Source organism: Mesorhizobium sp. M0292, assembly GCF_040321695.1.
GTDB lineage: Bacteria > Pseudomonadota > Alphaproteobacteria > Rhizobiales > Rhizobiaceae > Mesorhizobium.
On the sequence record NZ_JAMYSB010000001.1, the window covers coordinates 312,141 to 324,227 of the forward strand.

Consider the following 12,087-nt stretch of genomic DNA (forward strand, 5'->3'; position numbering starts at 1 on the left):
CTCAACTTGCCAGCATGGTTTTTGGTTGCAGCCATGGCAAGCCCGGTGACATGATTGCGGCATGGACAATGAACGCATCGAAGAACTGTTCGAAGGCCTCGGCCCGGTCAGTATCCGAAAACTGTTCGGCGGCAAGGGTATCTATTTCGACGGCGTCATCGTCGCCATCGTGCTGCGCGGCGAATTGCTGCTCAAGGCTGACGAGCAAAGCGCGCCCGACTTCGAAGCCGCCGGCTGCAAGCAATGGACCTATACCGGCACCCGCCACGGCAAGCTGGTCGCGATGCCGTACTGGAGCATTCCCGACGACGCGTTTGATGATCCTGACGAGATGAGGGTGTGGGCGCGCCGGGCGTATGAGGCGGGACGAAGGGCGGGGAAGTGAACCGGGACCGCCGCGTTTCTTCCCACCCCCCTCTGTCCTGCCGGACATCTCCCCCGCAAGGGGGGAGATCAGTTGTCACATTGGCCTTCGCTAATCACCAACGTTGAAAATGGGAGCCTGCGGCTAAGCTGTTAATCTCCCTCCTTGCGGGGGAGATGGCCGGCAGGCCAGAGGGGGGTGCTGTCCCGCCGACGTAGGCGATCCTACAGCGCCGTCGCAATCCTCGCCGCCAGCCGCGCATTGTTCTCGACCAGCGCGATGTTGGTCTTCAAGCTCCGGCCGCCGGTCAGTTCGAGGATTTTGCCCAGCAGGAACGGCGTCACCGCCTTACCGGTCACATTCTGCACTTCCGCCGCCTTCTGCGCGGCCTCGATATAGCCGGCCATCTCGTCGGCCGGGATTTCATCGTCCTGCGGCACCGGGTTGGCGATCAGCATGCCGCCGACCAGGCCAAGTGCCGCCCTGGTCTTGTAGAAATGCGCGATCTCTTCCGGTCTGTGCAGGGTCAGCGGCGCGCGGAACGGCGAATGCCGCGACCAGAAGGCCGGCATCGTCTCGCAGCCATGGCCAATCACCGGCACGCCGCGCGTCTCCAGCACTTCCAGCGTCTTTTCGATGTCGAGAATCGCCTTGGCGCCGGCCGAGACGACGATGACCGGCGTGCGCGCCAACTCGTCGAGATCGGCCGAGATGTCGAAGCTCTTTTCCGCGCCCTTGTGGACGCCGCCAATGCCGCCGGTGGCGAACACCTTTATCCCGACCATGTCAGCGGCGATCATGGTGGCGGCGACCGTGGTGCCGCCGGTGCGGCCTTGCGCCACCGCAAAGCCGAGATCGGCGCGCGACAGCTTCATGGCGTCGCCGGTCATCGCCAGCGACTCGCGCTCGCCGTCGGAAAGCCCGATCTTGATGCGGCCGGCGACCACGGCGATCGTCGCTGGCACCGCGCCATTGTCCAGGATTATCTTTTCGACATTGGCGGCCATGGCGCCATTGTCGGGGTAAGGCATGCCATGGGTGATGATGGTGCTTTCCAGCGCCACGACGGGGCGGCCAGCGGCGAGCGCCTCGGCCACGGGCGCGTGGAGGTCGATGAAGGGGCGGGCGCTTTGCGGTGTCATGATGGTCTCCGATCCGGAGATCCGCGCGTCCGCTTGGACGTCGCGCTCCGGCAATGGCAATTGGCCGCCCTCATGCCATTTCCTGCGCGTCGGGCACAAGAGCCAGTGCCTCGGTGAAGGTCGCAATCGTGAAGGCCGGAACCGCGTCGGCGCTTTCAATGGCCAGCGTGGCGGCGGCAACGCCCTCGCGCAATGCCTGGCGCAGGGGCAGGCCGCGCAGCAGGGCAGCGATGGTGGCGCCGGCCAGCGCGTCGCCGGCGCCGGTGACGTCGGCGACTTTTCTCGGCGCCGGCGGCAGGATAGAGAAGGCGCCGGCTTCGTCGAATCCCAGCACCGGGCCGTCGCCCGCCGTCACCACGCCACTGGTGAGGCCGCTGCAGCGCAGTCCGTCGACGATCTCGCGCTCGGTGGCATTGGCATCGACGCCGGCCAGCACCATGGCCTCGCGCCGGTTCATGAAGACCTGCGCGAGTTCCTTCAGCACTGGTATCATCCGCACCACCTTGGCCGGCGAAATGGCGATGGCGAACACCGGCTTGCCGGCGGCGAGCCCCACCAGCCGCTCCAGCGCCGTTGATGGCAGATTGGCGTCGCAGAGCACCGCATCGGCCTCGGCGACCACCTCGCGCACCTTGGAGCGGCGGATCTGCTTGGGGAACGCCAAATCGTAGAGCGCCATATCGGCAAAGCCGGTGATCAGCTCGCCGTCGCGATCGATCAGCGCCGTGTAGCTCGGCGTCGTGCGGTCGAGGAAAACCGCCGACAGGTCGGCAATGCCGGAGTCGGCGATGGCGCGCGCAACCGTCTCGGCCGAGGCATCGCCGCCGCGCACCGACAAAAGCGAGGCCGAGACGCCGCGCCGCACCAGGCTGCGCAGCGCGTTGAAGACGCCGCCGCCGACATCCTCGCGCATCGTGCCGGGGTTGGACGCCGCGGGCACGTACGTGCCCGACACCTGGCCGCGGCGATCGATATGGGCGCCGCCCACCGCCAGTATCTTTGCTGATTTCACCATGCCGGCGATATGACCTTTGTTATTCGAACCAGACAAGCGCTAGGCTGTGCGACCGAGCTTCGCAGGCGAGCCGGCGATTCGGCCCATCGAAACAGCCGGAGCATCTGGCCCAATGCGGAACGCGTCCGAAAACCAAACCACGAGACAAAAAAAGAACAAATCCGGATAATGATTGTTTTTCAGTTATTTGATCCCTCTTGCCAAACGAGAACAAAAGTAGTACAAAATGGGCAGGGATTACGGATTGTCCGGCCTTCATTGACGACCAAGGGGTGATGTATCATGGCTCAGAATTCTTTGCGGCTTGTAGAGGACAAAGCGGTGGACAAATCAAAGGCTCTGGACGCGGCGCTGTCGCAAATCGAGCGCGCCTTCGGCAAGGGCTCGATCATGCGGCTTGGCGCCAATGAGCAGGTCGTCGAGATCGAAACCGTGCCGACCGGATCGCTGGGCCTCGACATCGCGCTTGGCGTCGGCGGCCTGCCGCGCGGCCGCATCGTCGAGATCTACGGGCCGGAAAGCTCGGGCAAGACGACACTGGCGCTGCACACAGTTGCCGAAGCCCAGAAGAAAGGCGGTATCTGCGCCTTCGTCGATGCCGAGCACGCACTCGATCCGGTCTATGCCCGCAAGCTCGGCGTCGATCTGGAAAACCTCTTGATCTCGCAGCCGGACACCGGCGAGCAGGCACTGGAAATCTGCGACACGCTGGTGCGTTCCGGCGCCATCGACGTTCTGGTGGTCGATTCGGTGGCCGCCCTGACGCCGCGCGCTGAAATCGAGGGCGAGATGGGCGATTCGCTGCCCGGTCTCCAGGCTCGTCTGATGAGCCAGGCGCTGCGCAAGCTGACCGCCTCGATCTCGCGCTCCAACACCATGGTCATCTTCATCAACCAGATCCGCATGAAGATCGGCGTCATGTTCGGTTCGCCGGAAACCACGACCGGCGGCAACGCGCTGAAATTCTACGCTTCGGTGCGCCTCGACATCCGCCGCATCGGCTCGGTCAAGGACCGCGACGAGGTCGTCGGCAACCAGACCCGGGTCAAGGTGGTCAAGAACAAGCTGGCGCCGCCCTTCAAGGTGGTCGAGTTCGACATCATGTATGGCGAGGGCGTCTCCAAGACCGGCGAACTGGTCGATCTCGGCGTCAAGGCCGGCGTGGTCGAGAAGTCCGGCGCCTGGTTCTCCTACAATTCGCAGCGTCTCGGCCAAGGTCGCGAAAACGCCAAACTGTTCCTGCGCGACAATCCCGACACGGCGCGCGAGATCGAACTTGCGCTGCGGCAGAATGCCGGGCTGATCGCCGAGAAATTTCTTGAAAATGGCGGCCCCGAGCGCGGCGAAAGCGACGACGGCTTCGAGGAAGAATCCGGCGCCATGTAGGGCACGGCCATAAATCCGGTCTATTACCCGATGCTTAAGTAACCGAGTTCTTTAGTATTGCGTTTCAAACCGCCGGCCTTCGCGCCGGCGGTTTTCGTTTTTGGGCAGCGTGAAGCCGGCTTGGCAGTTGCCGGGATGGCCCAATTCCGTGTTTCTGGACAGGGTGGGGCGTGCCCGCTAAAAGGCCAAGTTCAATCTTCTAAAAAGCAGAGACCAGTGTCCGCCGGCCGTGCCGGCGGTTTTCGCGAAAAGGCAGCAGTCATGAGTGGCGTGAACGAGATCCGGTCGACATTCCTCGACTATTTCCGCAGGGAGGGCCACGAGGTCGTGGCCTCGAGCCCGCTGGTGCCGCGCAACGACCCGACGCTGATGTTCACCAATGCCGGCATGGTGCAGTTCAAGAACGTCTTCACCGGCCTGGAGAAGCGGTCCTATTCGCGCGCCACCACTGCGCAGAAAAGCGTGCGCGCCGGCGGCAAGCACAACGACCTCGACAATGTCGGCTACACCGCGCGCCACCTGACTTTTTTCGAAATGCTCGGCAATTTCTCCTTCGGCGACTATTTCAAGGAGCGCGCCATCGAACTGGCCTGGAACCTGATCACCAAGGAGTTCGGGCTGAACAAGGACAAGCTGCTGGTCACCGTCTATCACACCGATGACGAGGCGGCCGGCTTCTGGAAGAAGATCGCCGGTTTCTCCGACGACCGCATCATCCGCATCCCGACCTCCGACAATTTCTGGGCGATGGGCGACACCGGACCGTGCGGGCCGTGCTCGGAAATCTTCATCGACCGTGGCGAGCACATCTGGGGCGGCCCTCCCGGCAGCCCGGAGGAGGACGGCGACCGCTTCCTTGAATTCTGGAACCTGGTGTTCATGCAATATGAGCAGGTCACCAAGGATGAGCGCATCGACCTGCCGCGGCCGTCGATCGACACCGGCATGGGCCTGGAGCGCATGGCCTCCATCCTGCAAGGGGTGGAGAGCGTCTTCGAGACCGACCTGTTCCGCCACCTGATCGATGCGGCCTCGTCAGCGCTCGGGCAGGGACCCGACAAGGAGACGGTCGCCTCCTTCCGCGTCATTGCCGACCATCTGCGCTCGTCCTCTTTCCTGGTGGCCGATGGCGTGCTGCCGTCGAACGAAGGCCGCGGCTATGTGCTGCGCCGCATCATGCGCCGCGCCATGCGCCATGCGCAGTTGCTCGGCGCCAAGGAGCCGTTGATGTGGAAGCTGGTGCCGGCGCTGGTGCGCGAGATGGGCCAGGCCTATCCCGAACTGCTGCGCGGCGAACAGTTGATCACCGAAACGCTGAAGCTCGAGGAGACACGCTTCCGCAAGACGCTGGTGCGCGGCCTTGGCCTGCTCTCGGAGGCGACGGAGACGCTTCATGCCGGTGACATGCTGGACGGCGAGACGGCGTTCAAGCTCTATGACACGTACGGCTTCCCGCTCGATCTGACGCAGGACGCACTGCGCCAGCGCAACATCTCGGTCGACCTTGCCGGCTTCACCCATGCGATGGAGCAGCAGAAGGCCGAAGCGCGCAAGCATTGGGCTGGCTCCGGCGACGCGGCCACCGAGACCATCTGGTTTTCGGTGCGCGAGAAGGCCGGCGCCACCGAATTCCTCGGCTACGAGACTGAAGCTGCGGAAGGCATTGTTCAGGCTATAGTTAGCTATGGCAAGGTTGTGGACAGCGCCAGCGTAGGCGAGCCGGGCATATCGGTCATTGTGAACCAGACGCCTTTTTATGCCGAGTCCGGTGGGCAACAAGGAGATCAGGGCATCATCATAGGCGATGGTGTCGTGTTCAAAGTCCTCGATACGCAAAAGAAGGCCGACGGTCTGTTTGTGCATTATGGAATCGTCGAAAAAGGTATCCTCAAGACGGGCGCAGCAGTCGAACTTAAGGTCGACCATGCGCGCCGCACCCGGCTGCGTGCCAACCATTCGGCAACGCATTTGATCCACGAGGCGCTGCGCGAGGTGCTGGGCACCCATGTCGCGCAGAAGGGCTCGCTTGTCGCGCCCGAGCGCCTGCGCTTCGACATCTCGCACAACAAGCCGATCTCGGCTGAAGACCTCGAAGAGGTCGAGCGCATGGCCAACGAAATCGTCGTCCAGAACAGCCCGGTGACGACGCGGCTGATGTCGGTCGATGACGCCATTGCCGAGGGCGCCATGGCGCTGTTCGGCGAGAAATATGGTGACGAGGTGCGTGTCGTTTCGATGGGCACCGGCGTGCATGGCGCCAAGGCCAATAGACCCTATTCCGTCGAACTTTGTGGCGGCACCCATGTCCGGGCGACCGGCGATATCGGCCTGGTCCGTGTCGTCTCCGACAGCGCGGTCGCCGCCGGCGTGCGCCGCATCGAGGCGCTGACCGGCGAAGCCGCGCGCAAACATCTCGATGAGCAGGACAGGCGCCTGAAGGCAACTGCGGCCGTGCTGAAGATCTCGCCGGCCGACGTGCCGGCGCGTGTCGAGACGCTGCTCGAGGAGCGCAAGAAGCTCGAGAAGGAGCTGAGCGAAGCGCGCAAGAAACTCGCGCTGGGCGGTGGTGCCGCGGCCGATGCTCCGGCCACCACCGAAACCGTCGCCGGTATCGGCTTCCTCGGCAAAGCGGTTTCCGGCGTGTCGCCGAAGGATTTGAAGCCGCTGGCCGATGCCGGCAAGACATCGCTCGGCTCCGGCGTCGTCGTCTTCGTCGGTGCGGGCGAAGACAACAAGGCAAGCGTCGTGGTCGCCGTGACGGACGATCTCGTCGGCCGCTTCAGCGCTGTCGATCTGGTGCGCGTTGCCTCGGCCGCATTGGGCGGGCAGGGCGGCGGCGGACGGCCCGACATGGCGCAAGCCGGCGGTCCGGACGCCTCGAAGGCCAATGATGCGATCGCCGCGGTGAGGGCGGCGCTGGAGGCAGCCTGAAAGCCACCCTATGTCGTATCTGGTTCGTGTGCGGCTTTCCGGCCTTCGCCGCCGTGCTTTCCATTCTGTGGCTGATAGTGGCAAGCCGGCAATCAGCTCTTAGACGGTCCGTCTAGCTAGTCTAGTTCTTTTCGCCGCCTTCAGGGCGCGCGTCATTCTGCTGGAATCGCCCCAGGTGGACAGCCAGATCAGCACGTCCGTGGCGATCGAAATCAGCGACCGTAAAAAGTTCAGCGCCGGGCCGGGCGATTTCAGCTGCTCTTCGGCGTGATGGAGATGGGCGAGCTCTTCCTCGCGGATCGCCAGGATGATGCCTTGCAAGTCGTGGTCGCGATTGGCGAGGAAAAACAGCTGATCGTCCAGATGGCGATGCACCGCCGCTTCAACCGCCGCCGTGCAGGCCCAGATGCCTTGCGGACCGAGCAGGGCGGTGACAGAACCCAGCAGCCAGCCACCCCAGCTCCAGAATTGCATCACCCGGCACGGTCGCGCCTTCCGCGCCGGCATGGCGGCACGGAAGGCGGCGCAATGCGTGCGCTCGTGCCCGAGCATCTCCGACAAGGATGGCACGCAATCCGGCCATAAGCGCCTGGCGACAAGAATCTGCGCCGAATAGATCCTGATCGCACCGAACTCACCGGCGTGGTTGACCCTGACAATTCTGGCGACGGTGAGCGCGTCCTGGCGAGATGGGTCAGCCATGGCCCGAACCCATATCAGCCCGCCACCAGGCTCGGACGTTTTGCGATGCCCTCCCACCAGGCCTGGATGTCGGCGAACGCCGCAAGCAGCTTTTGCCCGTCGGCGACCTTGACGAAATAGGCGATGATGGATGCCGCATGCAGGTCGGCCAGCGTCAGATGGTCCCCGAGCAGCCACGGCCCGGGAGGCTTGAGTGCGGTGAGCACCCGCAGCACCGTTTCCGCCTGGCGCAGCCCGTTGGCGACCAGTGCCTCGTCTGGCGCTTCCTTCTCAAGCCGCTCGACGGCGACGTCCCAGACCATCGATCTGTAGGCATAGGCGTCGAGCATGCCGATGATCTGGTTCATCGTTGCGCGGGTGCGGGCGTCTTTTGGCTGCAGTGCCGGGCCGTCGAACGCCTCGTCGACATAGCGGGCGATTGCGCTGGTTTCGAACAGGCGAAACCCGTCATGCTCGAAGGCCGGAATGCGGCCGAAAGGGTGATGCTCGAAGTACCAGGCGGGAGTGCCCTCGGCGGCAAAGACATCGACCGGCACAAGGTCGTAGTCGATGCCTTTTTCCGCCAGCACGAGGCGGACGATGCGCACATAGACGCGTAGTCCGCCCCGTAGACGACCGGCTTGGCCATGGCTGCCGGCTTATGCCATCGCCTTCTGCAAATTCTCGTCGATCTTGTCGAGGAAGCCGGTGGTCGACAGCCATGGTTGGTCGGGACCGATCAAGAGCGACAGGTCCTTGGTCATGAAGCCGCTCTCAACCGTCTGGATGCAGACCTTCTCCAGCGTGTCGGCAAACCGCTTCAACTCGGCATTGTCGTCGAGCTTGGCGCGGTGGGCGAGGCCGCGCGTCCAGGCGAAGATCGAGGCGATCGAATTGGTCGAGGTTTCCTCGCCCTTCTGATGTTGGCGGTAGTGGCGCGTCACGGTGCCGTGCGCGGCCTCCGCTTCCACCGTCTTGCCGTCCGGCGTCATCAGCACCGAGGTCATCAGGCCGAGCGAGCCAAAACCTTGCGCCACCGTGTCGGACTGGACGTCGCCGTCATAATTCTTGCAGGCCCAGACATAGCCGCCAGACCATTTCAGGGCGGAGGCCACCATGTCGTCGATCAGCCGGTGGTCGTACCACAGCTTCTTCGCCTTGAACTCGGCCTCGAATTCAGCCTCGTAGACCTCCTGGAAAATGTCCTTGAAGCGGCCGTCGTAGGCTTTGAGGATGGTGTTCTTGGTCGAGAGATAAACCGGATAGTTGCGCAGCAGGCCGTAATTCAGGGAGGCGCGGGCGAATTCCCGGATGGAGTCGTCGAGATTGTACATCGCCATGGCAACGCCGGCGCCGGGTGCGTCGTACACGTCATGCTCGATCACCTTGCCGTCCTCGCCGACGAACTTGATGGTCAGCTTGCCCTTGCCGGGGAAGCGGAAATCGGTGGCGCGATACTGGTCGCCGAAGGCATGACGGCCGACGATGATCGGCTTGGTCCATCCCGGCACCAAACGCGGCACGTTCTTCATGATGATCGGTTCGCGAAAAATGGTGCCGCCGAGAATGTTGCGGATGGTGCCGTTGGGCGACTTCCACATCTTCTTCAGCTTGAATTCCTCGACGCGCTGCTCGTCGGGCGTGATCGTCGCGCATTTCACGCCGACGCCCCATTTCTTGATGGCATTGGCCGAATCGACGGTCACCTGGTCGTTGGTGGCGTCGCGGTGCTCGACGCCGAGGTCGTAATATTCGAGCTTCAGGTCGAGATAAGGGTGGATCAGCTTGTCCTTGATGAACTGCCAGATGATGCGGGTCATCTCGTCGCCGTCGAGCTCGACGACCGGGTTCGCCACCTTGATCTTCGCCATGAAAAGAATGCCTCGCTTTTGGGGAACTAAACGGCCTTGCCCGCATGGCTTCGGCCGGGGATGCGGAGCGTATATCAAAGCCTATTTGGCCGCGCAAACGCCGATCCGTGCAGAATGGGTCGTCTGTGCCGCGACCGGTGTTTTGCAAAAGCTTCATTTTGCCGAGCGGATGTGGCAGGGAACGCTGAAATGCCGCAAACAGCAGTTCATTGAGATCATGTCCGCCGTCGATCATCCTGAAAACGCATCCGCCGCCGGGCCGGCGATCATCCTGGTCGAGCCGCAGCTCGGCGAGAATATCGGCATGGTTGCGCGCGCCATGGCCAATTTCGGCCTTGCCGAACTGAGACTGGTCAACCCGCGTGACGGCTGGCCGAGCGAGAAGGCGCGCGCCGCCGCCAGCCGCGCCGACCATGTCATCGATGCCGTAACAGTGTTCGGCGATCTCGCGTCCGCCGTCGCCGACCTCAACTTCGTCTTCGCCACCACGGCGCGGGAGCGCGACGGCTTCAAACCCGTGCGTGGTCCGGTCGAGGCGGGCAGGGCGCTGAGGGCGCGTCAGATGGCCGGCCTGCGCACCGGCATCTTGTTCGGCCGCGAGCGTTTTGGGCTCTACAATGACGAGGTCGGGCTGGCCGACGAGATCGTCACCTTTCCGGTCGATCCCGGCTTTTCGTCGCTCAACATCGCCCAGGCCGTGCTGTTGATGTCCTATGAATGGATGAAATCCGGCCTGGAGGACGAGACGGCGACTAATTTCTCCAGTCCTGAAATGAAGCCGGCGAGCAAGGAAGAGTTGCACGGCCTGTTTGCCTATCTCGAAGGCGCGCTCGAAGCGCGCGGTTATTTCCGCCCGGCGCCCAAGAAACCCAAGATGGTCGACAATCTGCGCGCCGTCTTGACGCGCGCCGGTTTCGCCGAGCCGGAACTGAAAGTGCTGCGTGGCATCATCTCGTCGCTCGACCGGTTTTCGCCGGCCATGCCGCGCGGTGACGGCTCGCCGGGAGACGATCCAAGGCGTTTGCCGGCCGCTGCGCGAAAACGCCAGGCAGACAAAGAAGATTAGAAATCGCTAAGCTTCGAACGGCTGAAGTAACCGAATTTTATTTGCCTCTCGTCCATTGTTGTCAAAACGGTGTGGTGGCAAATGTTCACGTCCAAAATCGGCCGTATGCGCTTCTTCTTCTATTCGCTCGGCGTAGCCCTGCTCGAGGCCATTCTTGCTGTGCTGTGCATCGTTGGCACGATCGGCTTTGAGGGGCTGGTCAACTCGGCGCCCGGTCCATCGCGGCAAGGCATGGCAGGCGCGGTTCTGGTCGTTTCCCTCCTGGCTGTGGTCATGCGTGCCAACATCGCCTGGCGACGCAGCCGCGACGCCAACGGCAAAGCCTGGATCCTGTGGTCCTACATCGTGTTCTGCGCCATCTACGCCTTTCTGCAGGCAGGCACGCTGCTGGTCATCGATTTCAACAATCCGGAAAGCACGTCCAGCGGTTTGAACCTGCTTGCGCTGTCGATCTTTGGCCTTTGGTGCACGATTCTGGTGGCTAAGCCGGTGGCGGGCATCAATATCGACGAACTGACATCGGTTTTCGATTTCGATGGCGATACGCCCATGCCTGCGGGATCCGGCCGGATGGCCAGCAGCACGGCACAGTCTTCTATGCGCAACGCCACACCGGCCACGCGCTCGGTGCCGTCCGCCCAGCCTCTGGGCCGTCCGCGGCCCGCCGGCTTCGGCAAGCGCGGGCTCTAGAGCAACCGAGGCAAGGTCGTCTTCGCCGGCTTTGCATGGAAGTTGCTAACATTCGCCACTTCAAGGCCATGATGGTTGCAGATAGAACGGCATTGGCCAATGACCGCCAAGCCTTCTGATCCAGCCTCTTTCATGGTCCGTTATCAATGAGCCACCGTCCGATCCTGATGTTCGATTCCGGCGTTGGAGGATTGACCGTGCTGCGCGAAGCGCGCGTGCTGATGCCTGACCGGCGCTTCGTCTACGTCGCCGATGACAAGGCCTTTCCCTACGGCGCCTGGGAAGAGCCGGCGCTGCAGGCCCATATAGTCGAGCTCTTCGCCAAGCTGCTCGACCGTTTTGATCCGGAAATTTCGGTCGTCGCCTGCAATACCGCTTCGACGCTGGTGATCGATGCGTTGCGGGAAAAATTCCCTGGCCATCCCTTTGTCGGCACCGTGCCGGCAATCAAGCCGGCGGCCGAGCGCACCCGGTCCGGGCTGGTCTCGGTGCTGGCGACGCCGGGCACGGTGAAGCGCCAGTACACGCGCGACCTGATCGGCAAATGGGCGCAGAAATGCCATGTGCGGCTGGTCGGCAGCAACAATCTCGCCGGACTGGCCGAGGCCTACATGCGCGAGGGCTTTGTCGACGAGGAGGCCGTGCGTGCCGAGATCGCACCGTGTTTCGTCCAGCATGACGATTTGCGCACGGACATCGTCGTGCTCGCCTGCACGCACTATCCGTTCCTGGCCAATCGCATGCGCAAGACCGCGCCCTGGCCGGTCGACTGGATCGACCCGGCCGAGGCGATTGCGCGGCGCGCTCTGTCGCTGCTTCCGGCTGTCGACGGGCCATTGCCGCAAAGCGAGCCCGACATCGCCGTCTTTACCTCGGGAAAGGCGGACTTCGCCATCGGCCGGCTGATGCAGGGTTTTGGATTGAGCGCGCGCTAATGCATG

The 12,087-nt window shown here is 63.2% G+C and carries 10 protein-coding genes and 1 pseudogene; 6 read left to right on the forward strand and 5 right to left on the reverse strand.

Features of this window, described 5'->3' with window-relative positions; genetic code table 11:
• Nucleotides 1-61 precede the first annotated feature (61 nt).
• On the forward strand, nucleotides 62-385 hold the full coding sequence (locus NKI96_RS01560; RefSeq protein ID WP_023669120.1) for a TfoX/Sxy family protein: 324 nt from the start codon (nucleotides 62-64) through the stop codon (nucleotides 383-385).
• 203 nt (nucleotides 386-588) lie between these two features.
• On the opposite strand, the gene NKI96_RS01565 is transcribed toward NKI96_RS01560, so the two are convergent.
• On the reverse strand, nucleotides 589-1,506 hold the full coding sequence (locus tag NKI96_RS01565) for a pseudouridine-5'-phosphate glycosidase (protein ID WP_023748562.1): 918 nt from the start codon (nucleotides 1,504-1,506) through the stop codon (nucleotides 589-591).
• A 70-nt stretch (nucleotides 1,507-1,576) separates the two neighbouring features.
• Nucleotides 1,577-2,521, reverse strand: coding sequence for a carbohydrate kinase family protein (locus NKI96_RS01570; RefSeq protein WP_023739396.1), 945 nt, complete (start codon nucleotides 2,519-2,521; stop codon nucleotides 1,577-1,579).
• Nucleotides 2,522-2,803: 282 nt separating this feature from the next.
• Between NKI96_RS01570 and recA the strand changes: the two genes are divergently transcribed.
• Together recA and alaS are read left to right on the forward strand one after the other, a co-directional pair.
• Nucleotides 2,804-3,907, forward strand: coding sequence for a recombinase RecA (gene recA / locus NKI96_RS01575; protein ID WP_023669117.1), 1,104 nt, complete (start codon nucleotides 2,804-2,806; stop codon nucleotides 3,905-3,907).
• Between the two features lie 261 nt (nucleotides 3,908-4,168).
• Nucleotides 4,169-6,838, forward strand: coding sequence for an alanine--tRNA ligase (gene alaS / locus NKI96_RS01580; RefSeq protein ID WP_352596298.1), 2,670 nt, complete (start codon nucleotides 4,169-4,171; stop codon nucleotides 6,836-6,838).
• Nucleotides 6,839-6,937: 99 nt separating this feature from the next.
• Here the strand turns inward: alaS and NKI96_RS01585 are convergent, their stop codons facing one another.
• The 3 genes and pseudogenes from NKI96_RS01585 to NKI96_RS01595 all read right to left on the reverse strand — a co-directional run bounded on the left by NKI96_RS01585 (nucleotide 6,938) and on the right by NKI96_RS01595 (nucleotide 9,390).
• Complete coding sequence (locus NKI96_RS01585) at nucleotides 6,938-7,540, reverse strand: demethoxyubiquinone hydroxylase family protein (protein ID WP_352802649.1); 603 nt, start codon at nucleotides 7,538-7,540, stop codon at nucleotides 6,938-6,940.
• 14 nt (nucleotides 7,541-7,554) lie between these two features.
• A pseudogene (locus NKI96_RS01590) lies at nucleotides 7,555-8,168 on the reverse strand (glutathione S-transferase family protein).
• A gap of 10 nt (nucleotides 8,169-8,178) precedes the next feature.
• Nucleotides 8,179-9,390: an NADP-dependent isocitrate dehydrogenase gene (locus NKI96_RS01595; protein WP_352802652.1), complete on the reverse strand. Its 1,212-nt coding sequence runs from the start codon at nucleotides 9,388-9,390 to the stop codon at nucleotides 8,179-8,181.
• Nucleotides 9,391-9,607: 217 nt separating this feature from the next.
• On the opposite strand from NKI96_RS01595, the gene NKI96_RS01600 reads away from it, so the two are divergent.
• The 3 genes from NKI96_RS01600 (at nucleotide 9,608) to murI (ending at nucleotide 12,081) form a co-directional block, all read left to right on the forward strand.
• Nucleotides 9,608-10,456 carry an RNA methyltransferase gene (locus NKI96_RS01600; protein ID WP_023690202.1) on the forward strand — a complete coding sequence of 283 codons (849 nt, stop codon included), beginning with the start codon at nucleotides 9,608-9,610 and terminating at the stop codon, nucleotides 10,454-10,456.
• 81 nt (nucleotides 10,457-10,537) lie between these two features.
• A complete protein-coding gene (locus tag NKI96_RS01605) occupies nucleotides 10,538-11,146 on the forward strand; it encodes a DUF805 domain-containing protein (protein ID WP_023697563.1) in 609 nt (202 codons plus the stop codon).
• 146 nt (nucleotides 11,147-11,292) lie between these two features.
• Nucleotides 11,293-12,081 carry a glutamate racemase gene (gene murI, locus NKI96_RS01610; RefSeq protein WP_023697564.1) on the forward strand — a complete coding sequence of 263 codons (789 nt, stop codon included), beginning with the start codon at nucleotides 11,293-11,295 and terminating at the stop codon, nucleotides 12,079-12,081.
• The last annotated feature ends 6 nt before the right edge of the window (nucleotides 12,082-12,087 follow it).

Bases quoted from the DNA above. Each gene is read 5' to 3' on its own strand.
- NKI96_RS01565 (WP_023748562.1), bottom strand. From the start codon at position 1,506: ATGACACCGCAAAGCGCCCGCCCCTTCATCGACCTCCACGCGCCCGTG.
- NKI96_RS01605 (WP_023697563.1), top strand. From the start codon at position 10,538: ATGTTCACGTCCAAAATCGGCCGTATGCGCTTCTTCTTCTATTCGCTC.
- NKI96_RS01570 (WP_023739396.1), bottom strand. From the start codon at position 2,521: ATGGTGAAATCAGCAAAGATACTGGCGGTGGGCGGCGCCCATATCGAT.
- NKI96_RS01600 (WP_023690202.1), top strand. From the start codon at position 9,608: ATGTCCGCCGTCGATCATCCTGAAAACGCATCCGCCGCCGGGCCGGCG.
- recA (WP_023669117.1), top strand. From the start codon at position 2,804: ATGGCTCAGAATTCTTTGCGGCTTGTAGAGGACAAAGCGGTGGACAAA.
- murI (WP_023697564.1), top strand. From the start codon at position 11,293: ATGAGCCACCGTCCGATCCTGATGTTCGATTCCGGCGTTGGAGGATTG.
- NKI96_RS01560 (WP_023669120.1), top strand. From the start codon at position 62: ATGGACAATGAACGCATCGAAGAACTGTTCGAAGGCCTCGGCCCGGTC.
- alaS (WP_352596298.1), top strand. From the start codon at position 4,169: ATGAGTGGCGTGAACGAGATCCGGTCGACATTCCTCGACTATTTCCGC.
- NKI96_RS01595 (WP_352802652.1), bottom strand. From the start codon at position 9,390: ATGGCGAAGATCAAGGTGGCGAACCCGGTCGTCGAGCTCGACGGCGAC.
- NKI96_RS01585 (WP_352802649.1), bottom strand. From the start codon at position 7,540: ATGGCTGACCCATCTCGCCAGGACGCGCTCACCGTCGCCAGAATTGTC.